Origin of the sequence: Nitrobacter sp. NHB1, assembly GCF_036964665.1 — a bacterium.
Classification (GTDB): domain Bacteria; phylum Pseudomonadota; class Alphaproteobacteria; order Rhizobiales; family Xanthobacteraceae; genus Nitrobacter.
Genome location: NZ_JBAMDA010000001.1, coordinates 2,602,243 through 2,625,684, shown reverse-complemented (window position 1 = coordinate 2,625,684; position 23,442 = coordinate 2,602,243). Strand labels below are relative to the sequence as shown.

Annotated in this window: 20 protein-coding genes, 1 tRNA gene and 1 riboswitch; of the genes, 11 read left to right on the top strand and 10 right to left on the bottom strand. The window is 61.2% G+C overall.

The window, feature by feature from the left end:
• Positions 1 to 115 precede the first annotated feature (115 nt).
• Positions 116 to 325 carry a hypothetical protein gene (locus tag V4R08_RS12210; RefSeq protein ID WP_335579596.1) on the bottom strand — a complete coding sequence of 70 codons (210 nt, stop codon included), beginning with the start codon at positions 323 to 325 and terminating at the stop codon, positions 116 to 118.
• 191 nt (positions 326 to 516) lie between these two features.
• Here V4R08_RS12210 and V4R08_RS12205 point away from each other — a divergent pair, with 191 nt between their 5' ends.
• From V4R08_RS12205 to otsA, 4 genes are all read left to right on the top strand, one after another.
• Entirely contained in the window at positions 517 to 1,947 is a 1,431-nt protein-coding gene (locus tag V4R08_RS12205; RefSeq protein ID WP_335580265.1) for an MFS transporter, read from the top strand.
• Positions 1,948 to 1,991: 44 nt separating this feature from the next.
• Positions 1,992 to 2,756: a trehalose-phosphatase gene (gene otsB / locus V4R08_RS12200; protein ID WP_442935685.1), complete on the top strand. Its 765-nt coding sequence runs from the start codon at positions 1,992 to 1,994 to the stop codon at positions 2,754 to 2,756.
• The gene (locus V4R08_RS12195) at positions 2,753 to 4,546 is read left to right on the top strand and encodes a glycoside hydrolase family 15 protein (RefSeq protein WP_335579594.1); all 1,794 of its coding nucleotides are present in this window, start codon (positions 2,753 to 2,755) and stop codon (positions 4,544 to 4,546) included. The genes otsB and V4R08_RS12195 overlap by 4 nt, the downstream gene beginning before the upstream one ends.
• A gap of 195 nt (positions 4,547 to 4,741) precedes the next feature.
• Positions 4,742 to 6,214: an alpha,alpha-trehalose-phosphate synthase (UDP-forming) gene (gene otsA, locus V4R08_RS12190; protein WP_335579593.1), complete on the top strand. Its 1,473-nt coding sequence runs from the start codon at positions 4,742 to 4,744 to the stop codon at positions 6,212 to 6,214.
• 206 nt (positions 6,215 to 6,420) lie between these two features.
• Here the strand turns inward: otsA and V4R08_RS12185 are convergent, their stop codons facing one another.
• Positions 6,421 to 6,558, bottom strand: a complete 138-nt coding sequence (locus V4R08_RS12185; RefSeq protein WP_335579592.1) for a hypothetical protein — start codon at positions 6,556 to 6,558, stop codon at positions 6,421 to 6,423.
• A gap of 103 nt (positions 6,559 to 6,661) precedes the next feature.
• Here V4R08_RS12185 and V4R08_RS12180 point away from each other — a divergent pair.
• The 5 genes from V4R08_RS12180 (at position 6,662) to V4R08_RS12160 (ending at position 10,526) form a co-directional block, all read left to right on the top strand.
• Positions 6,662 to 6,751: transfer RNA gene (locus tag V4R08_RS12180), tRNA-Ser, on the top strand.
• A gap of 167 nt (positions 6,752 to 6,918) precedes the next feature.
• Positions 6,919 to 7,203 carry a hypothetical protein gene (locus V4R08_RS12175; protein WP_335579591.1) on the top strand — a complete coding sequence of 95 codons (285 nt, stop codon included), beginning with the start codon at positions 6,919 to 6,921 and terminating at the stop codon, positions 7,201 to 7,203.
• Between the two features lie 162 nt (positions 7,204 to 7,365).
• Positions 7,366 to 7,584: riboswitch (cobalamin riboswitch) on the top strand.
• Positions 7,585 to 7,816: 232 nt separating this feature from the next.
• On the top strand, positions 7,817 to 8,842 hold the full coding sequence (locus V4R08_RS12170; RefSeq protein ID WP_335579590.1) for a FecCD family ABC transporter permease: 1,026 nt from the start codon (positions 7,817 to 7,819) through the stop codon (positions 8,840 to 8,842).
• The gene (locus tag V4R08_RS12165; protein ID WP_335579589.1) at positions 8,839 to 9,621 is read left to right on the top strand and encodes an ABC transporter ATP-binding protein; all 783 of its coding nucleotides are present in this window, start codon (positions 8,839 to 8,841) and stop codon (positions 9,619 to 9,621) included. Before V4R08_RS12170 ends, V4R08_RS12165 begins: the two co-directional genes overlap by 4 nt.
• A gap of 5 nt (positions 9,622 to 9,626) precedes the next feature.
• Positions 9,627 to 10,526, top strand: coding sequence for an ABC transporter substrate-binding protein (locus V4R08_RS12160; protein ID WP_335579588.1), 900 nt, complete (start codon positions 9,627 to 9,629; stop codon positions 10,524 to 10,526).
• A gap of 182 nt (positions 10,527 to 10,708) precedes the next feature.
• Here V4R08_RS12160 and recQ read toward each other — a convergent pair whose 3' ends face one another.
• The 4 genes from recQ to V4R08_RS12140 form a co-directional block, all read right to left on the bottom strand.
• Entirely contained in the window at positions 10,709 to 12,583 is a 1,875-nt protein-coding gene (gene recQ / locus V4R08_RS12155) for a DNA helicase RecQ (protein WP_335579587.1), read from the bottom strand.
• A gap of 264 nt (positions 12,584 to 12,847) precedes the next feature.
• On the bottom strand, positions 12,848 to 13,111 hold the full coding sequence (locus V4R08_RS12150) for a hypothetical protein (protein WP_335579586.1): 264 nt from the start codon (positions 13,109 to 13,111) through the stop codon (positions 12,848 to 12,850).
• 68 nt (positions 13,112 to 13,179) lie between these two features.
• Positions 13,180 to 14,535 carry a S41 family peptidase gene (locus V4R08_RS12145; protein WP_335579585.1) on the bottom strand — a complete coding sequence of 452 codons (1,356 nt, stop codon included), beginning with the start codon at positions 14,533 to 14,535 and terminating at the stop codon, positions 13,180 to 13,182.
• The gene (locus V4R08_RS12140) at positions 14,532 to 16,451 is read right to left on the bottom strand and encodes an extracellular solute-binding protein (protein ID WP_442935660.1); all 1,920 of its coding nucleotides are present in this window, start codon (positions 16,449 to 16,451) and stop codon (positions 14,532 to 14,534) included. The genes V4R08_RS12145 and V4R08_RS12140 overlap by 4 nt, the downstream gene beginning before the upstream one ends.
• Before the next feature lie 405 nt (positions 16,452 to 16,856).
• On the opposite strand from V4R08_RS12140, the gene V4R08_RS12135 reads away from it, so the two are divergent.
• A complete protein-coding gene (locus tag V4R08_RS12135; RefSeq protein ID WP_335580264.1) occupies positions 16,857 to 18,113 on the top strand; it encodes a cyclopropane fatty acid synthase in 1,257 nt (418 codons plus the stop codon).
• Positions 18,114 to 18,451: 338 nt separating this feature from the next.
• The gene (locus V4R08_RS12130) at positions 18,452 to 19,624 is read left to right on the top strand and encodes a PRC-barrel domain-containing protein (RefSeq protein ID WP_335579583.1); all 1,173 of its coding nucleotides are present in this window, start codon (positions 18,452 to 18,454) and stop codon (positions 19,622 to 19,624) included.
• Between the two features lie 286 nt (positions 19,625 to 19,910).
• On the opposite strand, the gene V4R08_RS12125 is transcribed toward V4R08_RS12130, so the two are convergent.
• The 4 genes from V4R08_RS12125 to V4R08_RS12110 form a co-directional block, all read right to left on the bottom strand.
• The gene (locus V4R08_RS12125) at positions 19,911 to 20,360 is read right to left on the bottom strand and encodes a c-type cytochrome (RefSeq protein WP_335579582.1); all 450 of its coding nucleotides are present in this window, start codon (positions 20,358 to 20,360) and stop codon (positions 19,911 to 19,913) included.
• A 173-nt stretch (positions 20,361 to 20,533) separates the two neighbouring features.
• Positions 20,534 to 21,385 carry a carbohydrate ABC transporter permease gene (locus V4R08_RS12120; RefSeq protein ID WP_335579581.1) on the bottom strand — a complete coding sequence of 284 codons (852 nt, stop codon included), beginning with the start codon at positions 21,383 to 21,385 and terminating at the stop codon, positions 20,534 to 20,536.
• Positions 21,386 to 21,387: 2 nt separating this feature from the next.
• Positions 21,388 to 22,359, bottom strand: coding sequence for a carbohydrate ABC transporter permease (locus V4R08_RS12115; RefSeq protein WP_335579580.1), 972 nt, complete (start codon positions 22,357 to 22,359; stop codon positions 21,388 to 21,390).
• A gap of 26 nt (positions 22,360 to 22,385) precedes the next feature.
• Entirely contained in the window at positions 22,386 to 23,432 is a 1,047-nt protein-coding gene (locus V4R08_RS12110; RefSeq protein ID WP_335579579.1) for an ABC transporter ATP-binding protein, read from the bottom strand.
• Positions 23,433 to 23,442: the final 10 nt, after the last annotated feature.

Below are 23,442 nucleotides of genomic sequence, written 5' to 3'. Positions count from 1 at the left end.
CAATTCTCTCATTGGCGCGTCGCTGCGTCGATACGGTGGCAATCGAAACCCTTTCGGTTCCAGTGTCCCGATTTTGGGGAAACGCTTCAGCGCACGCCGTAACCGGCAAACTCTTTCACGATGTCAGGGGTCCATTGCCTGGCATTGGCGGTGTCCCGGTTAACTTCCGCGAGAGCGCCGCTGCGCTGTCCGGGTAGCTGGCGTTGCCGATCACGAGCGCGACCCGCACTCTGCTGTTTTCCGTCGCGGCCGATGCGCCCGCCGGCGCCATCGCGGGCATCATCGTCAGCATCGACACGGCCAGCACGGCAACCCGAATGTTCATGCGGCGCCAGTCCAACAGTCGAACGCCATTCCAGCCCGCATCGTCGCGACCTTATCTTACGCGAACCGCATTTTCAAACCGGCGGGTGCGGCCGAGGGAACTCGGGAGCCGGGTTGCGCGTTTCCACGATCCAGCCGAAGACAGCGCCCGTCAGGCAGCATCCGATCGAAGGACCATCCTTGCAGGACCGTATGGACCGGATCGTCGAGACAGACATTCCCGCGCGTCTCGACGGCCTGCGCTGGAGCACGTTTCATACGCGGGTCGTAACCGCCCTCGGAATCACCTGGATACTGGATGGGCTGGAGGTGACGCTCACCGGTGCGTTATCCGGCGCGCTCAAGGACAGTCCCACGCTGCGCTTCACCAACCTCGATATTGGCCTCACCAGCAGCGCCTATCTTGTCGGGGCCGTGCTCGGGGCACTGGGCTTCGGCTGGTTGACGGACCGCATCGGGCGAAAGAAACTTTTTTTCGTCACGTTGACGCTCTATCTGCTCGCGACGGCGGCAACCGCGCTGTCATGGAACGTCGGCAGCTTTGCGCTGTTCCGGTTTCTCACCGGTGCAGGCATCGGGGGAGAGTACACCGCAATCAACTCGACGATTCAGGAACTGGTGCCGGCGCGTTACCGCGGATGGACCGATCTGACCATCAACGGCAGCTTCTGGATCGGCGCGGCCATCGGTGCGGTCGGCGCGATTGTGCTGCTCGACCCGCAAGTGATAGATCCGGAATTGGGCTGGCGGCTTGCGTTTCTGACCGGCGCAGTGCTGGGACTTGTGGTGTTTGTGATGCGGCTATGGATTCCGGAAAGCCCGCGCTGGCTGATGATTCACGGACGGCCGGATCAGGCGGCCGGCATCGTCGCCGGCATCGAACGGATGGCGGTTCGCCATTCGGATGCGCCCGCTGACGGTGTCTGGCCCACAATCAGGATTCGAATGCGCGACCATACACCGCTGCGCGAGGTGGCGCGGACGCTGTTCTACGCATACCGGCAGCGGTCGCTGGTCGGTCTTGCGCTGATGGTCGCCCAGGCGTTCTTCTACAATGCGATCTTCTTCACTTATGCGCTGGTGCTGTCGACCTTCTACAACATCCCGTCGGGCCGGATCGGCTGGTACCTCCTCCCTTTCGCGGCAGGCAACTTTCTCGGACCGCTGTTGCTCGGGCGGCTATTCGATACGGTCGGGCGCCGCGCGATGATCGCCTTCACCTACGGGATATCCGGCGTTTTGCTGGCCGCATCGGGCTATCTTTTCGCCGCGGGCGTTCTGACTGCGCAGACGCAGACGATCGCGTGGATGGTGATTTTTTTCTTCGCATCGCCGGCCGCCAGCGCGGCCTATCTGACCGTCAGCGAGACGTTTCCGCTTGAGGTGCGGGCGCTGGCGATCGCAATGTTTTATGCCATCGGGACAGGAATCGGCGGCGTCGCCGGTCCTGCGCTGTTCGGCGCCTTGATCGACAGCGGCTCGCGTGACAGCGTGTTTGTCGGATATTGTCTCGGATCGGCATTGATGATCGCCGCCGCACTGATCGGCTGGCGATACGGGATTGCCGCCGAACGGCGCCCACTCGAATCGGTGGCGTCGCCGCTTGCCGTTGTGGAGTCATGATGAATCAGGATTTAGTGGAACCCGTGCCGAAGAAGACCGCTTCCATGGCCGACGGCCCCGGATCTCACATGCTGCCGCTCGGCAAATCCGCCCTGCTGCTCGATATCGACGGCACGCTGCTCGATCTCGCGCCGTCGCCGAGCGAAGTTCGCGTGCCGCCAAAGCTCGCGACCTCGCTGGCGCGGCTGCTGGCGCGGACGGATGGCGCGCTGGCGCTGGTCAGTGGGCGTTCGCTCAGCGATATCGACCGGATTTTCGCGCCGATGCTGTTTCCCGCGGTCGGCGGCCACGGCGCGGAGATGCGGATTTCGGCCGAAAGCGAGGCAGTGGCTGCGCACGCGCCGCCGATGAACGCGGATCTGATGCGGCGTTTTGCGGCCATCGCCGAGTTGCATGCCGGCATCCTGGTGGAGAACAAAGGTTACTCGCTGGCGCTGCATTTCAGGAAGGCGCCGGATACCGAGCAGGCGATCTACGACGCGGTCTCGGTGATACGCGCCGACCTGCCGAATGCGCCGATCGAGGTGCTGCCTGGCAAGTTCGTGTGCGAGATCAAGCATTCCGGATTCACCAAGGCGACCGGCGTAACCGAATTGATGGCGCATGAGCCGTTCAAGGGACGGCGGCCGGTCTTCATCGGCGACGACGTGACCGATGAAACGGTGTTTGCGATCATGCCGGACATGAAGGGCCTCTCGTTCTCGGTGGGCCGGCGCGCCAAGGGCGTCGACGGCCACTTTCACGCGCCCCGCGATGTCAGGGCCTGGCTGGCCCGCCTTCTCGATGACGAACGCGCTGTCGCGGAATGAGCGATCATGGCCTCGATCTCGCCGTCATAGGCAACTGCCGCACGGCCGCGCTTGTCGATCCGACAGCGCGGCTGGTGTGGTGGTGCTTTCCGCGCTTCGACGCCGACCCGGTGTTTTCGCGCCTGCTTGCGGGGGATGAAGAAAAGGGCTTCAGCGATGTCGTGCTGGACGGCATGGCCGATTTCCAGTCGGACTATGTCCGCAATACCGCGATCGTGTCCACGGTCCTGACCGACAGCCGCGGCAATGCGGTGCGCATCACCGACTTCGCGCCGCGCTTCCGGCAGTATGGCCGCATATTCCGGCCGCCGCAGTTGTTTCGCATCATCGAGCCCGTCGCGGGCCTGCCCCGGATCACGATCCGCATACGGCCAACGCACGCCTATGGCAAGCCGCTCAAGCGGCACTCGACGGGAAGCAATCATATCCGCTACTTTGAAGACGACGATACGGCGATCCGCGTGACCACCGACGCGCCGCTGGCCCTGATCGAAAACGAAACGCCGTTCGTTCTGACCCGGCCGATGCATCTGGTGTTCGGCAACGACGAAGCCTTCCCCGGCGATCTGGCGTCGACCGCCCAGCGTTTCGCCGAGGAGACCAAAACCTATTGGCTGGGCTGGGTACGGCGCCTCTACATCTCCTACGAATGGCAGGAAGCCATCATCCGCGCGGCCATCACGCTCAAGCTGTCGAACTTCGAGGAGACCGGCGGCATCATCGCCGCGCACACCACCTCGATTCCGGAGGCGCCCGGCTCGGGCCGCACCTGGGACTATCGCTATTGCTGGCTGCGCGATGCCTATTTCGTCGTGAAGGCACTCAATCGCGTCGGCGCGACGCGGACGATGGAGGACTTCATCGGCTTCACGCTGTCGCTCGCATCGAATACGGAGGAGGATCTGAAGCCGGTCTATAGCGTGGTCCCGAATCTGCCGCTGGACGAGTGGATCGCCGCAGATCTTCAGGGCTACCGCGGCGACGGGCCGGTGCGCGTCGGCAACGCCGCGGTCGACCAGACCCAGCACGACACCTACGGCAGCGCCATCCTGGCGGCCTTGCCGCTGTTCTTCGATCGGCGGTTGCCGCGCCCCGGCGACGAAAGTCTGTTTGCCCTGCTTGAATCGCTCGGCCACAAGGCGGCCAGGGTTGCGATGACGAACGACGCCGGCATCTGGGAATATCGCGGTCGCCAGCGCATCCATACCCACTCCGCGGCGATGTGCTGGGCCGGGGTCAATCGGCTTGCGGCCATTGCGGAACGGCTTGGCCTGCCGGAACGCGCGGCGCACTGGAATGCGGTCGCCGATCCGTTGCACGCCGAACTGATCGATCGCGCCTGGAACCCGAAGCGCGAGGCCTTCACCGCCGCGTTCGGGTCCGACGATCTCGATGCGAGCGTGCTGTTGCTGCCCGAACTCGGCGTTTGCGAGGTCGACGATCCGCGTTTCGTGAAAACCGTCGCCGCCATGGAGCGCGAGTTGCTGCGTGAGAAGCATGTCATGCGCTACGCCGCGGAAGACGACTTCGGTGTTCCGGTGACTGCGTTCCTGATCTGCCGGTTCTGGCTGATTGATGCGTGGTGGGCGCTCGGACGGCGCGAGGAAGCGCGGGAGGCGTTCACGGATGCGCTGGCGCATCGCAATCGCTACGGGCTCTTGTCGGAGGACATCGATCCGAAAACCGGCGCGCTATTCGGGAATTTCCCGCAGACATACTCCATGGCGGGATTGATCCTCACCGGCATGAGATTGTCGCGGAACTGGGAAGATCGATACTGGCGCAGTTGATCGAATGTTAAAGACACATGCAGTAAAAATCGCTGTGACAGCGAATTCTTTACTTCAATGACTGACTTCACTGACTGGAACTTTGAGTATCGCTCTATATTGCCCGAATTTGGCGTCAATTTGGTTGGAAGGAGGCAGGAACCATATTGATGAACGAGCGTTTATCTGACGGGTGCAAAACCAGGAGGGGACCCTGTGAACCTCGTTGTCGTTTCGAATCGCGTGGCGCGCGCACGGGCCAATGAGCCCTTGACGGGCGGTCTCGCGGCGGCGTTGTTGCCAGTTGTAGAGAAATCGGGCGCGATCTGGGTAGGTTCCAGCGGTCGTGTGCGCGACGGGTCGCACAAGGATTCATTTGCAGAAGTTCAAGCCCTGGGCGCCGGGGCACTGGCCTTGCTCGATCTGCCCGCGGCGCATTACGGCGGATATTATGAGGGCTTCGCCAACTCGGCGCTATGGCCGGCGCTTCACTCCCGATCCGATCTCATTCGCGTGTCGCAGGACGACTATCAGTCGTACCGCGAGGTCAACGCCTTCATGGCGCGGGCCTTGATGCGCTTCCGCAAGCCGGACACCGCCTTCTGGATTCAGGATTATCATTTTCTGTCGCTGGGCGCCGAACTGCGCGATCTCGGCGTCCAACATCCGATCGGTTTCTTCCTGCATACGCCGTGGCCGACCCGCACCATCATCGACGCCGTTCCGCATCATCGCGAATTGGTCGAGGCGATGCTGGCTTACGATCTGATCGGATTCCAGACCGATGACGACTGCGAAAATTTTCTCGGCTATCTTCAATCCGAACTCGGCCTCACGATCGAGGACGGCGCCGTGACCTCGCGTTACGGCAAGTCGCGATGCGCCGTATTTCCGATCGGGATCGATGTGGAGAAATTCGCGTTGCAGGCCGCCAAGGCGTCCTCGCATCCGGACGTCTCGCGGTTGCGGCGCAGCCTGAACGGAGAACAGCTGGCGATCGGCGTCGACCGCCTGGATTATTCGAAGGGACTGGTGAATCGGATCAGTGCATTCGACCGTATGCTGACCGCGCAGCCCGCGCTGAAGCGCACGGTGACGCTGTTGCAGATTGCGACCCCCTCCCGCGGCACCATCGAGGCCTACGGCAACCTGCAGAGCGAACTTGCGAAACTCGTCAGCGACGTCAATGGCCGTCACGGCGAAACCGACTGGATGCCGATCCGCTACCTCAACCGGGGGTACAGCCAGACCGTGCTGGCCGGTCTCTATCGCACGGCGCGCGTGGGCGTGGTGACGCCGCTGCACGACGGGATGAATCTCGTCGCCAAGGAGTATGTCGCCGCGCAAAATCCGGCCGATCCGGGCGTGCTGGTATTGTCCAAATTCGCAGGCGCCGCAAATCAGTTGCAGACAGCGCTCCTCGTTAACCCGCACGAAATCGACGGGATGGCGCGCGCCATCGCGACCGCGTTTTCGATGCCATTGACGGAACGCAGGATGCGCTGGGAAGCCATGATGCGAAAGCTGCGCGCCAGCACCGTCCAGCAGTGGTTTGCGGATTTTTCCGACGCGCTCGAGGACGCACAGGCGTCCGACAGGAAGGTCGCAAGCGAAAGCGTCGCTGTCGAATCGCCGAAACCATGGCCGCTGCACGCGGTCGGCTCGGGGAGCAGCGCGCGCGTTCATTAGAGCGCTTACCGTTCTGATGGAATCAGAACGGGCACTCCAAGCGATTGAGTGGTCGCATTTCCTTACGGTGAGCCGGTGTCCACTTCATCGGGAAGTGCTTTAGATGAGCTGACGATGAAGCGTTTCAACGCGTCACGGCCATCAAGAGATTGAATCATAATTCAGCCCCGCGCAAAACCCCATAACCCGATTTTCAAAATAGCCTCTCAGAAGTTGGCCCAACCAAAAGTTCGTCCAACAGATTCGCCGGACATGAAGCGAACTGCTGAACCACCACACGGGCAGGCATCGGCCGTCCGATCGATGCCCGATGGCAGCAGCAAATCGTCGGAACGGATGGCCATGGCCCGAAAATACTTTATATCATTCATATATTTATGAAAAATCCCGGCGCCACGGCGTCGCTCTCTTGCAAAAACCGGCACGCCCCGTCATGAGAAGACGCCCGGAGAGATGGCCGAGTGGCTTAAGGCGCACGCTTGGAAAGCGTGTGTGCGGGAAACCGTACCGTGGGTTCGAATCCCACTCTCTCCGCCATTTTTATCGTGACGAACATTCTTTACGGTTGCGAGCGCGGGTGAGAGCCCAATAACGCCAGGCTTTGGGCCGGAGCAGTTCGCAAACATCCTGGCGGCGGCCGGGCGGCGTATGCGGTGCGCAGGGAGAACAGTTGCGCCACCGACTGTTGAAACGGGGATGATCGTATGATCGAGGTTCAGCGTGTCGGTGAGGGCGACCCATTCGATTTCGAGGTCGTGGTCCGCGAAGGAAAGAGTGAGACTCGTCATCGCGTCACAATGTCTGAAGTGAAGAGCAAGCAACTGACAGCCGGCAAGCACACGCCTGAGCGCTGCCTCGAGGCCGCCTTTCGCTTCTTGCTCGACCGGGAGCCCAAGGAGTCGATCCTCGCTCGCTTCGATATTTCTGTGATTTCGCGCTACTTCCCTGAATTCGAGCAGGAACTGCCTCGTTATCTCTCGCGGTTCTGATGGTATTGCGTACTCGCTGTATTGCGCGGCAACGCAGGCGAACGCGTTCGCGGTTGCATGGGGTGTGCCGCTGTGCTTGTTTGGAGCGTCATCGGTGCCTCCCCTGGAGCATGATCCCGAAAAGTGGAAACCGGTTTTCGGATAAGACCATGCTCAATCAAAAGGATAAGGCTAGATTCCGGTTCAACACGGTTGAATCGGAATCTAGGAGGTGAAACGGGAATACGGTGCGGGGATACTGCCCCCAATACCGCGGCTGCCCCCGCAACTGTAAGCGGCCATCCGCATCCATTCAGCCACTGACCATGCCATGCATGGGCGGGAAGGCGGATCCGGATACCGGCCGCGAGCCAGGAGACCGGCCGGTGACGCATTCTTCGAGCGCTTATCGTTCTGATGAAATCAGAACGAGCGCTCCAACCTATTGAATGGTCGCATTTCCTTACGGTGAACCGGTTTCCACTTCACCGGGAAATGCTCTAGGCGTTGAAATGCTCTAGGCGTTCGACGGCGGGTCGGCGGAAAGGGTCGTCATGGGTCTCCCGAAATGTGTTGCCGGGCCGGCCGGGCCCGCGATTTGCACGGCTTTCAACGCCACATCTTTCAACGCCAGATGGTGACGACAGGCATCGCGGACCGCCGACGAACGATCGTGACGGTCGCGCTGTGCGCGGCGGTCGCGGTGCTGACGCTGGTGTCGCTGGGAGTGGGTCCTGTGAGGTTGTCGCCGGTCGCCGTTCTCGATGCCTTGTTCGGCAGCGGCGGCGAGGTCCAGCGGATCATCGTGCAGGAGATCCGCCTGCCGCGCGCGATCCTCGGGGTCGCCATCGGCGCCATTCTCGGTTTGTCGGGCGCGGCTTTGCAGGGCCTGCTGCGCAACCCCCTGGCGTCGCCCTCGCTGTTCGGCGCGCCGCAGGCGGCGGCGTTCGGCGCGGTGCTGGTCATCGCGCTCGGGTCGGCCGACGTGCGTTCCTTCGCACTGCCGGTCGCGGCCATCGTCGCGGCATTCGTTTCAGTGTTCGCGCTGCTCGCGATCGCGGGGCGTCATGCGAACCTGCTGATCCTGATTCTTGCGGGGCTTGCGATTTCGTCGTTGGCCGGTGCCGCGACATCGCTGACCATGAACATGTCGCGCAATCCGTTCGCGGCGCTGGAGATTGCATTCTGGCTGTTGGGTTCGCTGGAAGACCGCAGCTTTCGCCACGTGATACTGGCGCTGCCGTTCATCGTCGCGGGAGCCGCGATCCTGATGAGCCAGCGCCATGCGTTTCGCGCGCTCAGTCTTGGTGAGGAATCCGCGCAGAGTCTCGGCGTCGATGTCGGCCGGTTACGGCTGTGGGCGATCCTCGGCGTTGCGCTCGGCGTCGGCGGCGCGGTTGCGGTAGCCGGCGCCATCGGCTTCATCGGCCTGGTCGCGCCGCATCTGATGCGACCCCTGATCGGCTACGACCCGGCGCGGCTGCTGGTGCCGAGCGCGCTGACCGGCGCGGCGCTGCTGCTCGCGGCCGATATCGCGGTGCGCGTTATCCCATCGACCTCGGACATCAAGGTCGGCGTGCTGACCGCGCTGATCGGCGTGCCGTTCTTTCTCTACCTGATCGTGCGCGAGCGGCGCGCGCTGGGTGGAGGCGTCGCATGAGCGAAGTCGCCATTCTCGTCGCATCGTCGGTGTCGGCCAGCCTCGGAAAGAGAGTTGTCCTGAGCGATATTTCGCTGGCGCTCCCAGGCGGACATCTTGTCGCGCTGGTCGGGCCGAACGGCGCCGGCAAGACCACGTTGCTGCGGGCGCTGGCGGGCCTTCTGCCATCGGAAGGGACCATCGAGGTTTGCGGCGACGCGCTGCCATCGCTCACCCTTCGAGAGCGCGCGCGCCGTTTCGCCTACCTGCCGCAGGGCCATCAGATGCATTGGCCGTTGCCGGCGAAGGATATCGTGGCGCTTGGACGTTACCCACATGGCGCGGTCGATCCGGCACGGCTGACAGAGAAAGATGCCGCGGCGGTGATGCGGGCGATGCAGGCGACCGACGTGGTAGTTTTGAGCGATCGCCGCGTGACGGAATTGTCCGGCGGCGAACGCAGCCGGGTGGCGCTGGCACGGGTGCTGGCCGTGGAAGCGCCGGTGCTTTTGGCCGACGAGCCGACCGCATCGCTCGATCCGCGCTATCAGATCGAAGTTCTCACCAAACTGCGGAGCGCCGCGGACCAAGGGACGCTGGTCGTCGTGGTGACGCACGATCTCGGGCTCGCGGCGCGGTTTGCGGATATCGTTCTCGTGCTGTCCGACGGGCGCCTGGTGTCGCAGGGACCGCCTGCCGACGCGCTCTCGGAGACCGTCATAGCCAACGTCTTTCGCGTCAGGACCTATCGGGCCGACTATCAATGCGAAACCGTGATCGTGCCGTGGGCGGAGGTTTGATCGCGATGTCGCTGTTTGCACGGGTGCAGCGCCTCAGTGAGGCGATCCGGGCCGCCATCGTCGGGCGCAGATGCAGCGGTCTTGCCGCGATCGTTCTGACATTGACCGTCGGAGCCGTCACGCGGGCGCAGGCCGCCGATCTGCTGCGCGTCGCCTCGATCAATGTCTGCACCGATCAGCTTCTGATGACGCTTGCCGATCCCGCCCAGATCCTCGGCCTCAGCCCTTATTCGCGGGATGCCGCGCGCTCCTGGGCCGCGGCGGAGGCGAAGAAGTATCGGCGGCTTTCCGGCGAGGCGGAGGATGTGCTGATGCTCAGGCCGGATGTTGTCGTCGCCAGCCTTTACATGAAGCGAACGACGCGCGAGTTGCTGAAGCAGCAAGGAATGAGGGTCGCCGAATTCGATATCGCAAAATCGATCGACGACGTGAAAGGCCAAATTCGCAGGATGGGCGATCTTGTCGGGCATCCGGATCGCGCGCAAGCCCAGATCGCCCGGCTCGATGCCGCCATTGCCCGCGCGAAGAAGGCGGTCGCGCGCAAGCCCTATCGGGTGCTGGCGCTGTCGCGGCGTGGCTGGGTTTCGGGCGATGACACCGTCACCAGCGCGTTGCTCTCGATCACCGGGTTGTCGAATGCCGCGTCCGGCCTGGACATCGGCTCCGGCGGGTTTGCCAAGCTGGAAACGATTGTTGCAGATCGGCCGGACTTTATCCTGGTATCCAACGACAGCGATGTCGCGGAAGACGAGGGCAGCGCGCTGTTGTTGCATCCGGCGCTGGAAAAACTGTATCCGCCGTCGCGGCGCATCGTGATTCCCGAAGACCTCACGGTGTGCGGCGGGCCGATGCTCGCCGATGCGCTGGACCGGCTGGTCGCGGAGCTGAAGCGCGTCGGGGGCTAGAGCCTTTTCGCTTCTGATGGAATCAGAAGCGGGGCTCTATGATTTTGATTGACGCGTTTTCTTGACGCGAACCGGTATCCACTTCGCTCGAAAACGCTCTAGGAGCCTGATGTGGAATAGGCTTGGGCAGACTGTGGTCTTTGGCGGTCCGCTGTCCCTGGTAAAGAAGATGACGATTCTTCTCAGCGAGCTTCCTTTTCCACCAACGCGATCAGCGCATCGCCGTAGCGTTCAAGCTTCTTGTCACCGATACCGGCGACGGCGTGCAGTTGAGCGTGGGTGCGCGGCTGTAACGTCGCGATGCCTTCCAGCGTCGTATCGTTGAAGACAACATAGGCGGGAACGCCGTGCTTGCGGGCCATCTCTGAACGCCAGGCGCGCAAAGCTCCCATGAGACCGGCGGATTGCGAGGACACATCGCGCGAGACTGAGACAAACTTCGACCCTCGCTTCGATCTGGACGTGCCGCGTTGAGCGATGGCATCGGCGGATTCTTCGCGCAGCATCACTGCGGTGATGCCCTTCAAGACGTCTCGTGCTGATTCCGTCAGCTTGAACGCACCGAACGCCTCGCTGTCCGGCCGAAGATGACCCAACGCGACTACCTGGCGCAGGGCCGCGCGCCACTGCTTGTCGTTGAGGTCGGCGCCGATCCCGAATACCGACAATCGGTGATGCCCGAACTGCTTGACGCGATCGGTCTCACGACCGGTCAGGATATCGATGAGATGGACCGCGCCGAAGCGCTCGCCGGTTCTATAGACACAGGACAACAGCTTTTGCGCGATGACGCTACCGTCGCGAACCTTGGGCGGCGAGAGGCAGTTGTCGCAATTGCCGCACTTCATGGCTTTGAGCGTTTCGCCGAAATAGCCGAGCAGGCGCGTTCGCCGGCAATGGGTGGTTTCGACAAGGCCCACCAGCGCGTTGAGCTTATCGAGCGACACGCGCTTGAACGCTTCCGCACCTTGCGATTCATCGATCATGCGCCGCTGCTGCACGATATCCGCCAGGCCATAGGTCATCCAGGCATCGGCAGGTTTGCCGTCGCGTCCGGCGCGTCCGGTTTCCTGATAGTAGGCCTCGATGCTTTTCGGCAGATCGAGATGCGCAACGAAGCGCACATCGGGCTTGTCGATCCCCATGCCGAACGCCACGGTGGCGACGATGACGACGCCATCCTCATTGAGGAAGCGATCCTGATTGCGGGCACGCAAGCTCGCATCCAGGCCGGCGTGATAAGGCAGCGCCGCAATGCCGGCCCTGGTCAGCGCGGCGGCGGTATCCTCGACCTTGGCGCGCGACAGGCAATAGACGATGCCGGCATCGCCGGCATGGCGCTCGTTGATGAACGCCTTGAGTTGCATCCGGGCGTTCTTCTTGTCGATGATCTCATACCGAATATTCGGCCGGTCGAAACTGGCCACGAAGCTCGGCGCGCCATTCAGTGCGAGGCGCTCGACAATCTCGCGCCGGGTGAGGTCATCTGCGGTCGCGGTCAGCGCGATGCGCGGCACCCCGGAAAAGCGCTCCGCGAGCACCGACAGTCCGATGTATTCGGGCCGAAAATCGTGCCCCCACTGCGATACGCAATGCGCCTCGTCGACGGCGAACAACGCCAACCGCGCGCGGCTCAGCATCGCGAGGCAACGTGGCGTCAGCAGCCGTTCCGGAGCGATGTAAAGCAGGTCGAGGTCGCCGGCCAGCAGGCGCTGCTCGATCTCGGAGGCATCGTCCCAGGATAGCGTTGAGTTCAGCACCGCCGCCTTGACGCCCGCCTCGAGCAGGCCCGCGACCTGGTCGCGCATCAGCGCAATCAGCGGCGACACCACGATGCCGCAGCCTTCACGCAACAACGACGGTAACTGGTAGCACAGCGACTTGCCGCCACCGGTCGGCATCAGCACCAGGCAATTGCCGCCTGTCGTCACGTGCCGGACGATTTCCTCCTGGGCACCGCGAAAGGCAGGCAGCCCAAAGACGGAATTGAGAACCGATAGCGCTGTTGGAGCGGTGGCGGACTTTTGCTCGCTGGCGGCAATGGCGGGTTGGGGCATGCTGCGTCGATGGGTCCGAATATATATGTTGAGGATAGTCTGCGACGACCAAGCTTCCGCGCCGGGCCACGGCAAACGAAAACGGCCACGGTCGCCTGATTCGGACCCGAGTGTACATCGATACGCGCAACGCTGCGTTCTGGGCGCATCATGTATATCCTTCAAGAGCCAGATTGGCGGACTACTCCGGTTCGCCACTTGTCATGGTTTCATGATTGCGCATCAAACGGTCCTTCCGTCGCTGCGCCGGATCATCTTGGCGTCTCAAGGACTCCGGCCAACGAACAGCCGCCAAAGGCATTCGAACAATGCCATCAGGATAAACAGCGTCGACGACGACATCAGAAGTCCCGCCGCAAGCTGATGATATTGCGTTCCTTCGGTGAGCCAGAAGGCGATCAGCGACGCGATGATCAGGCCTATCCAACCCCCGAGTGCGCGCAAATCCTCTCGCATCAGCGCGGACAACTCGCCGGGAATCGTCCTTCTTCCCTTTCCGGAGCGAGTGGCGGGCTCATCGCTGGTCATGGGCGTGGTTTATGCAGAGACATTTATGCAGAGACATGGACGTTCATCCTGCGTGCGTGGGCGCCGCCTCACAACGGCATTGCTCCCGATCCGCTCGCACCGGCGGTCGTGGAATTTGGTGCTGGCGGTCGCTCGAGATGGTTCAGCGCGGCCGTGAGTTGCGCGTCTTGATTGGTTCCGATCAATTGTTCCTTGATGGGTGGGGATGTCGTTTCAGCGGACCCGTGCTTGCCGTATGATCCGACTTTGGATTTTGTGAGTGGCCCGGGATTTGCGAAAGCGCCTTGGAGTTGATCTTCGCGCCGGACCATGGAATTTGCGACTTGTTCGTCTTTCGGCGCCTGGACGACGATATCGGGCGTGATGCCATCCTCCTGAATGGAGCGGCCCGACGGCGTATAGTAAAGGGCAGTCGTCAGTCGCAAGGCGCCATGGCCCTTGATCGTGATGATGGATTGAACCGATCCCTTGCCGAAACTCTGGGTCCCCATCACGGTCGCACGGTGACGGTCCTGCAGTGCGCCCGCCACGATTTCGGACGCCGACGCCGAGGCGCCGTTGACGAGAACCACCATTGGTGTGTCCGGCAATAAGGCTCCCGTTTCAGGTGCCTTAAACGAACGATCGTCGCTGCTGTTACGCCCCCGGATGGAGACGACTGTACCGCCGTTCAGGAAGTTGCCGGACACGTCAACCGCAGATGAGAGAAAGCCGCCCGGGTCATTTCTCAGGTCCAGGACGAGGCCCGCCAGCTTGCCGCCGGCGTCAGACTTCAGCGTCGAGATCGCTTGCCGGAGTTCGTTTGGCGTGTCCTGGCCAAACTCGCTGATTCGTACGTAACCGATGTTATCCGGCTCCAGCTTTGACTTGACGCTATGGACTTTAATGACTTGCCGGGTGAGGGGTACGTCGAACGGCGATTTACCGCCGCGGACGATCGTCAGTTTGACCGTCGTTTCCGGCTTTCCGCGAATCTTCCTGACAACCTCCATCAGATTCGCGCCATGCGTACTTTGGCCATCGACCGAGACGATCGCGTCGCCCGGCTGTACGCCCGCCCGGGCCGCCGGGGTGTCGTCGATCGGAGAGATGACGGTTGGTAGTCCGTTACGATCCGAGATCTTCAGGCCGACGCCGCCGAACTTTCCGTTCAGGTCCTCCACGGACTCGCGGAATTCCGGCTCGGTCATATAGGAGGAATGCGGATCGAGGCGAGAAAGCATTCCCTTCAGGGCATCGTCGGTGAGCTGGCTTGAGGTGACTGGATGCACATAGTCTCGCTGAACGAGCTGCATCACGCCGGCGACGAGTCCCAGATCGGTTTTCGGAGGACCGGCAGCAACCTCGGGCCCCTGTCCAAGATAAACGATCGCAGCTGATATCGCGCAGGCAATTCCCACGGTGCGCAAAAGCGATTTCTTCATGTGAGCCTCTTGCCTCTCTGGTTGATCTTCCCGTTCGTTATCGACCGCTGCTTCGCGATTCCCTCCTCCTCCCGCCACCAAAGTGTGGGGAAGGCGGCCATACCGTATTTCGGCATCTGTTCGGGATGACCAAACCGGTCCCAGCGTGCGGTGCGTTCGTTGAAGAGGGTCCATTGCGGCACGACAAAATGGTTCCACAACAGCACCCGATCCAGCGCCCTGGCGGCGGCGACAAGTTCGTCCCTGGTATCCGCGAAGATGATGCGCCCGATAAGCGCGTCGACCGCAGGGTCCTCGATGCCGATCAGATTACGCGATCCATGCTGGCTTGCTGCGCGTGACCCCCAATAGTCACGCTGTTCGTTGCCGGGCGTGAGCGATTCCTGCCAGTTGGAGACGATGATATCGAAGTCCCATTCGCGCAGACGGTTGGTGTATTGTATGTCGTCGACCAGGCGGACACTAACCTTTATTCCTATCCGCTCCAGTGCCGGCTGATAGAACAAGATCACTCGCTCGAGGTCCTTGTCTCCAATGAGGAACTCGACGACCATCTGTTCTCCGGTGTCGGGATCGACCAGACCGAAGTCCTTTATCTCGAACCCTGCCTGCGAGAGCAGATTGACCGCCTCCAGGAGATTGGCGCGTTCCGCCTCGTTATCCGGATTCACCGGATTCCAATAGGGTGTGGTGAACACCTCGGGCGGGACCTGGGAGCGCATGGGCTGCAATAGCTCCAGTTCGCGCCCTTGTGGAAGCCCTGAACAAGCGAGCTCCGTCCCGGCGAAATAGCTTTTAATGCGCGAGTATTCGCCGTAGAAAAGCTCCTGATTCAGCCTCTCGAAGTTGAAAGCGAAGTTGAAGGCCCTTCGCACGCGCCTATCCCTGAATTTGGCGCGCCTCAGATTCATTGCGAATGCCTGCATCATTCCGACGCTGCGGATCGGAAATTCCTCCAAGACGACACGGCCTTGTGAAACCGCCGGGAAACCGTATCCGGCCGCCCAATTCTTGGCGGCATTCTCGGTGCGCCAGTCCAGCACGCCGGCCTTGAATGCTTCGAAGGCAACATTCGGATCGCGGAAGTAATCGAAGCGCAATTCCTGGAAGTTGTTGGTCCCGACATTGACGGGGACCTCGTTGGCCCAGTAGTCGGGCACCCGTTCGTAGCGCACGAAACGGTCGGGCTCGAATTGCTTGATCTGGTAAGCGCCTGAGCCGAGAGGAGGTTCGAGCGTGGTCTTTGAAATGTCCCGCCGCTTGCCGGACTTGTCCGTTCCCTCCCACCAATGCTGCGGCAATACGAGAAGCTGTCCCATGACCAGCGGCAGCTCCCGGATCCCCGGGGTATCGAACTGAAACTTGACCTCTCGGTCTCCGGTTTTTTCGGCATGCACGACATGGTTATAATAGGTCGACAATTGCGGGTGATACTTCCTGAAAGCATTGAGCGAGAATAGCACGTCCTCAGGCAGGATCGGCCGGCCATCATGCCACTTTGCCGCCGCTCTCAGCCGGAAGCTTACCCATGAGAAGTCTGCCAGGTAACACGCAGCCTCCGCGACGAGCCCGTAGACGCTCGCGGCTTCGTCGAGCGAGGGAGCCATCAAGGGATCGTAGATGAGTTCGATGCCCTCGACCAGATCGCCCTTCACCCCGGCAACCACCATGTTGAAGCTGTCAAAGGTCCCCAGTGCCGCCCGGCGAACCAGGCCGCCGCGCTTGGCGTTTGCATTCACGTAGTCAAACTGCCTGAAGTTTGGAGGGTATTTCAGATCGCCTAGCAGACATACGCCGTGTTTCCAGGGAAGAGCTTGAGAAGCTGTCACCTGCGTGGACTGCCGTTCCGCCATCAGAAGCGGCGTGAAAGCGGAAAACGCCGTTGCCCGAAGTACATCTCGTCGACTGAGGATCACGGGAGATCCAGTGAATGGCGGTATCGCTCCCCGTCTATCGAACGAATTCGGCGATGGAAGGTTCCCGCAGCGCCAAAGCTTGTCCCTTGGCAAGACGGAATAGGATCAGCCACGCGGGTGCCGCGCGACGATTGATGAGGTCGACGACCTAACTTGTTGCAGGATTCGACCAAAAGCTTCCTTCGCACCGAACAGAGAAAACGTGCGTCCGCCATATCCAGCAGTCCGAATAAGGAACGCCAAAGCGACCGGGCCGTTAACTGTTGTGGTTGTCGGCAGTTGAAAGGCCGTCCTTCGATCGGGGTGATTGCACTCCCAAAGCTTTGGGCGCTTTCCCTCTGCCGCCTATTACGCCCCGGCGCGGAAAGCACGACAATGACAATTAGCTTGAATGTACGCCGACGGATGGACGGACTGCTGCCCGCCATCCTGAGAGCCTTCATACATCGCGGCAATCTGAACCTGACGATGCCAGCCGGCACTACCTTCAACTTGGGCGACGGTAGCGGCAAGCCGATTACAGCAGGTTTGACGACGGCTGCCGCCGTGCGTGGAATTCTGCTCGACCCCGAATTGCACCTTGGCGAATGCTACATGGACGGGACGCTTGTGATGGAGGAAGGCACGATCCTCGATCTGCTGGACCTGCTGTTACACCAAGAGCGCGACAAAATGCTGCCCCATTGGGCACGCCCGCAATGGGTGATGCGATATCTCTGGCGCCGGCTGCAACAACTGAATTACAGGACCCGCGCACGCGAAAACGTTGCACATCATTACGATCTCGATGAACGGCTCTACTCACTTTTTCTTGATTCCGATCGACAGTATAGCTGCGCCTATTTCGAGGCGCCCCAACAGTCTCTTGATGATGCGCAGCTTGCCAAAAAACGCCACCTCGCGGCCAAGCTTATTTTGCGACCGGGCAAGCATGTGCTCGATATTGGTTGCGGCTGGGGCGGCCTTGCAATCTATCTCGCGCAGTTTTGCGATGCCCAAGTCACCGGCATCACGCTCTCGGAAGAGCAACTGCGCCGGGCACGCGAACGGGTGAGCGAAACGGATCTTTCGCGAAAGATCCGGTTTTACCTGCGGGATTATCGTGACGCACGGGGTCCGATGGACCGCATCGTCTCGGTCGGTATGTTCGAGCACGTCGGCATCGGCTTCTACGACCATTACTTCCGCAAATGCGCCGACCTTCTTGCGGGAGACGGTGTCATGCTGCTGTCTTCCATCGGGCGTTCCGAGGGACCAAACGTGACGAGCCCATGGATAGCAAAATATATCTTTCCCGGCGGCTATATCCCGGCTCTATCCGAAGTCATGCCATCCATCGAACGAGCCGGTCTGCTCGTAACCGATATCGAGATTCTGCGCTTGCATTACGCCGAAACGCTCAGCGCGTGGCGCACGCGTTTTCTCGCTCACGCCAAAGACCTCAGGCCCATTTATGACGAGCGTTTCCTGCGGATGTGGGAATTCTATCTTGATGCATCGGAAGTGGCTTTCCGTGAGCAGGCGATGATGGTCATGCAGATTCAATTGACCAAGCGGCAGGGCATCGTACCGATGACTCGCGGTTACATTGAGCGTGAAGAGCACCGCATGAGAAAACTCGACAACGTGCCGCAAAGTCCGCTTCGAATTGCGGGCGAGTAGTAGGAGCGATAACACGATGAGAACGTTGTCGGCGGCTGATCGCATCGCACGAATAACGCTCCCGGTGGTGCGAGTACGCCTCATTACCTCGGTCAAAAGCCGACCTCTCTCATCTCATCGGCGGTGTAATGACCTGGGGGATCAACCCCCGCCGGAATCCAGCGAATTAGAAATTCAAGCAGCCGGATCGGAACCGCGTCTCGTTCTTTGCGTTTTCGCGATACCAGCCGCAGCAGAACGAACTCTGGACGACAACGCAGTTGTCAGCGCGACAGGCTTCGAATTGGTGAGCTTATAAGAGTCGCGCGCAACGGCGACCGGATATCGAGATCACAAAAATGGGAAAGCGAGCGATAACAATAGCAGCGGCCGCAGCGGCTATCGGTTGGTCGCTGGCAATAGTGCCATCGGTCACTCATGCAGCGCAGCCTGCGACGCAAAGCCCAAGCGAGCATTCCCGGATTCCGGTTGTTCCCGCCGCGGACATTGTCGGGAAACTCATCAGCGATCGGAACGGAAACGAGGCGGGCCGTATCGCTTCACTGATCATCGACAGCACCAACGGGAAGATCAAATACGTTCTGATCGACGGAAGCCAAAACTTCGATTTGGGCGGCCACCTCGTTGCGGTGCCTTGGTTGTTGATGGCTCCCAAGCCTGACGCCAGGACGATCGGCATCAATGTCACCGCTGACGAACTACGCCACGCTCCCCTGATCAATCGCAGTCTTGTCTATCCGCTGGTTGCATCGAATTCACAAACCAGACTTTACGGTTATTGGGGGTACCCGAACGGCGTCGATCCCCATGGTTACGGCGATCTCGGTCCAGGCGACCCTGATCTGCTCGGGTTCTCGCACGCGGATAACGGTTCCGCGTCTCTTCCTGGGTCCCCGGGGGTCCAGACAAAGAGAAGCCGACGCGATCGGCTAACTGAGCTTGAGCACCAAACGGATAGCCATGCTGAAGCGCAACGTAAGAGCGATCAAAAATCAGGTGCCACAGGTAATCAGTCACGAAACGGTCAGCAAACCCGGAATGATCCAGTCGACAGTCTCATGATCGACCAAAACACTGTCATTTCGACGCTCATGTCTCCGACGATCACATCGATATCCGGGCTGAGGTCTGCGACCGTGTATTCGGAAAATGGCAGTTTGATAGGTCATATTGATCAAGCCGTCATCGATGCCAAGCGCGGCTATATTGCGTACCTCCGGATAAGGCGCCATGGGTCTTCCCAACACAATGGATCTTCACACAATGGGTCTTCCCAACACAGTCCAACCGTGTTTGCATTGCCGCTTCAGGCGCTCACCTGGACGCGGCATGAGCCAGGGGATTATCGCCTGAGGGTGAGCGAGCGGCTCCTTCGAAACGTTCCTTCTCTTCCAGCCAACAAAAAGAGCCGGTCGACATTCGTTCCGACGCAGCAACTTACGGAACTCTACGCGCACTTCGGCATCGTGCCGTATTGGCAAGAGCAGAACGCGACGAATAACCCGCAATAAATCAGGAGACGACCGGCGCCGTCACGCTGACAGCGCCCCGGGCATCAATCAACACCGTCGAGCCCGAGCATGTCGAGATGAATATGCGAGCGATGCGCTCGTGGGTGCTGGGCAACCAACACCCACTGTGAGAGAAGCCCGCAAATGGACCCAAACAACCCCACCGGAGTCCGAAGAGAGTGACCGACAGGGCGCCCCCGACAGAGGCTACGTCCATCAGGCCGGGTTACGTTGGGCTCAAATTGGCGGTTCTGGATTTTCGAATCCGGCGGCAGCAGGAATTTCCCTATTTCGGCAGCGGCGCCGGACTCTTAGAGAGCGTATTGAGATAGGCAATCACGGCAGCGCGTTTGCTCTCGCTCTTCAGGCCGGCGAAAGTCATCTTAGTGCCCTTAACGTCGGCACGCGGATTGGTCAGCCATTTGTCGAGCTCGGCGAAGGTCCATTTGCCGCCCTTGGCCTTCAAGGGGGCGCTGTAGTCATAGCCCGGCATTGAAGCGACCGGCCGATTGACGACGCCGTAGAGATCGGGTCCGACCTTGGCACCTTTGCCTTCCGCAACGTTGTGGCAAATCTGGCACTGCTTGGCGATCCGCGCACCGCGTTCGACCGAGGCGCTCGCAAGCGCCTTATCGAACGACTGTGTGTCAGCAGCGGCGAGCGCAGTGTTTTGGGCCATCGCCATGGGCGACGCGAGGGCGGTGCAGGCCAGAAGCACTGTCGGGATCAATCGCATTGAAATCTCCTTGGTTGATGGTCAAGCCACCATCAACCTGAGCGCGGTGCGATAGTTTCCTAACGTCACCTGCGATCACCGACTTTTGACGCTGCGTCGGCAGGTAATTCGCTACGACAGGGTCAACCGAGCCGGCAGCGGCTCACGCTTCAAGAGGCAGATCCAGCGGGCTGTCAGGCCCGCGGGGAGCGGGGAAGTTCGACCTGGAAGCCTCGGACCAGCCAGTCGAACAACAGCCCGTAAATCACCGCGAGCGGAATTCCGACAATTGCCGTCGCCGCCATCAGTGCCTGCCAATAGTAGATGTCGCCTCGGATCAGTTCGGTCGGCACCCCGGCGCTCACGGTGCGGCTCGCGGTCGAGCTGACGAACACCGCAGCATAGATGTAGTCGCTCAATGACAATGCAAAGGCAAAGACGATGCAGGTGGTTATGCCGCGGACCGCCAACGGCAGCGCCACGCGGAAGAACACGCCGACCCGACTGCAACCGTCGGTCAGCGCCGCTTCCTCCACCTCCCGCGGAATCGAGCGAAAGAAACTCAGCAAAAGCCACGTGCAGAATGGAACGGTGATGGTCGGATAGACGAGGATCAGAGACCAGACCGTATTGGCGACGCCCAGGGCGGTCACGATTTCATAGAGCGGGATAAAGAGGAGTGTCGGCGGAATCAGATAAACGAGGAAAATCGCAATGCTCGAATGCTCGCCCCAATGTCCCATCAGCCGCGCCAGGCTGTAGGCCGCGGGCACCGCGAGCACCAGCGTGATGACGACCACGACCACACCGATGAACAAGGAATTCCAGAGAAAGATCGGGAAATTGGTCTGCGTGAACAGAAATTCGATGTTGCTCAGGGTCGGCGGCAGATTGAACAGGAACGGATTGTTGTTCGGATCGTAGAGATCTGTGTTCTGCTTGAAGGCGGTGATCACCATCCACAGCGCCGGGAAGGCGGCGAACAGGCACAGCAGCACGAGCGCGGTGTAAAAGCCGACGGTGCGGAATGCGGATGTCGTTCGCATTGTCACGCTCCTTCCCTGCGATAGGCTATCCGCAAGACAAGGACGGAAGCGGCCAGCAGCACCGGAAACAGAAACAGCGCGATCGCGGCGCCCTGGCTGAGCGCGCCGCCCTGGATGCCCTTGAGGTACGCCCAGTAGGGCAACACTTCCGTGGTGTAGCCCGGACCACCGCGGGTGGTCAGCGCAACCACGGTCATGTCGCCGAAGATAACGAGGACGGTGAAGAGGATGGCGACCGTAAGCAGGATCCCCAGCGCCGGAAGCGTGATCCGGAACAAAACGCGGAAGTATCCGGCGCCGTCGAGCGCGGCCTGCTCAAACAGTTCGTTCGGGATAGCGGTTCGGCCCGCGAGCACGATGACGGCGGATAGCGGCAGCGTACGCCACACGTTGATAACCACGATGACGCCGAGACCGAGCCATTCGCGGCCCAGATAGTAAAGATTGTTCGCAGGCCCGAGCACGCTGCCCGGACCGAGCAGGCCGACGGTGCGCAAAATCCAGTCGATAGGGCTGAATTCCGAATCGAGCAGCCACAGCCAGCCCACCGCGGCCAGCGCCGCCGGCATGGCCCAGGGCAGGATGATGAGAATCTCGGCAAGCCGCTTGCCGGGAAACGGGCGGGCCAGCAATTCAACAAGAACGATGGTCAGGACGGTAAGCAGCACCAGTGTCGCCAGCGTCACGATGATGCTGTTGCGCAACGCGAACAAAAACGCGGATTCGCGCACAACGCTAATAAAATTGGCCAGGCCCACGAAATGGTGGATGGCGGGGTCGCCGACGGTGGCGTCGCTCACGCTAAGCGCGATCGCGAGAAAGAACGGGACCGCGACCAGCGCTACCACATAGAGCACGGCAGGCGCGAGCATGATCGTGCCGACAATACCGTCGCGATCGGCGATGCCGATCCGCGCGCGCGGCCCGGGCGCCTTGCGCTTACCTGCCGCGGCGAGGGTCTTGTCGTTTCTCACGTTTACATCCTTGCCGTGATGTCCGTTCATATTGCCGCGGGCGCCGTGCGCCGGCCGCTCGTCCGGTCGAAGAAGCGCAGCCGCGCGCGCGGCACCATGAAATCCTGCACCTCGCCCACCTTGACCGTACCGACGGCGTCCTGTCGCAGCCTGCACAACACCCTGGCGTTCTCGAACGCGCCATCGACGCGGCCATAGGCAAGCCATTCGGAGCCGAGGAACTCGATCCGCACGACATTCACCTGGAACGCGAAGGCATCCCCGCAGACGTTATCCCCGGACTTGGACATGGCCGCGCGCGGCAGCGCGTCCTCGGGACGGAAGCCGACGGTCACCTCGCCATGCGCCAGCAGGTTCATCGGCGGCGTGCCGATGAACCCGGCGACGAAGGTGCTGGCCGGCTCGTTGTAAAGCTCCTGGGGCGAGCCGATCTGGCGCAGCACACCCGCTTCCATCACCGCGACACGATCGCCGAGGCCAACCGCCTCGATCTGATCGTGGGTGACATAGACCGTGGTGACGCCCGTGCGCTCGTGGAGTTGACGGAGTTCCGCGCGGGCGATCGCCCGTACCTGGGCGTCGAGCGAACTGAGCGGTTCGTCGAAAATGAACAGCGCAGGCTTGCGCACGATCGCACGCGCGAGTGCCACCTTCTGCTTTTCGCCACCGGACAGCCGCGCCGGTCGGCGTTGGAGCAGGCTCTCGATGCCGAGAGCGCCCGCCGCCCAGCGGATCAACCGGTCCTGCTCGGACCTCGGCACACCGCGCGCCTTGAGCGGAAAGGCGATGTTGTCGACGACCGACATGTGCGGATAGAGCGCGTAGCTCTGAAACACCATGGCGATGTTGCGCGCCCGTGGCGGCAGCGACGTGATGACCTTGCCGTTGAGAACGACATCGCCGGCCGTGGGTGTTTCCAGGCCGGCGATCAATCGCATCAGGGTCGTCTTGCCGCAGCCGGACGGCCCGACGATCGTGAGAAACTCGCCTTCGCCGGTCTTCAGATCGACCCCTTTCAGGGCCTTGAAGTCACCGAAGTGTTTGGCGAGACCCTTCACCTCGAGCACGGCCACGGCTGCGATC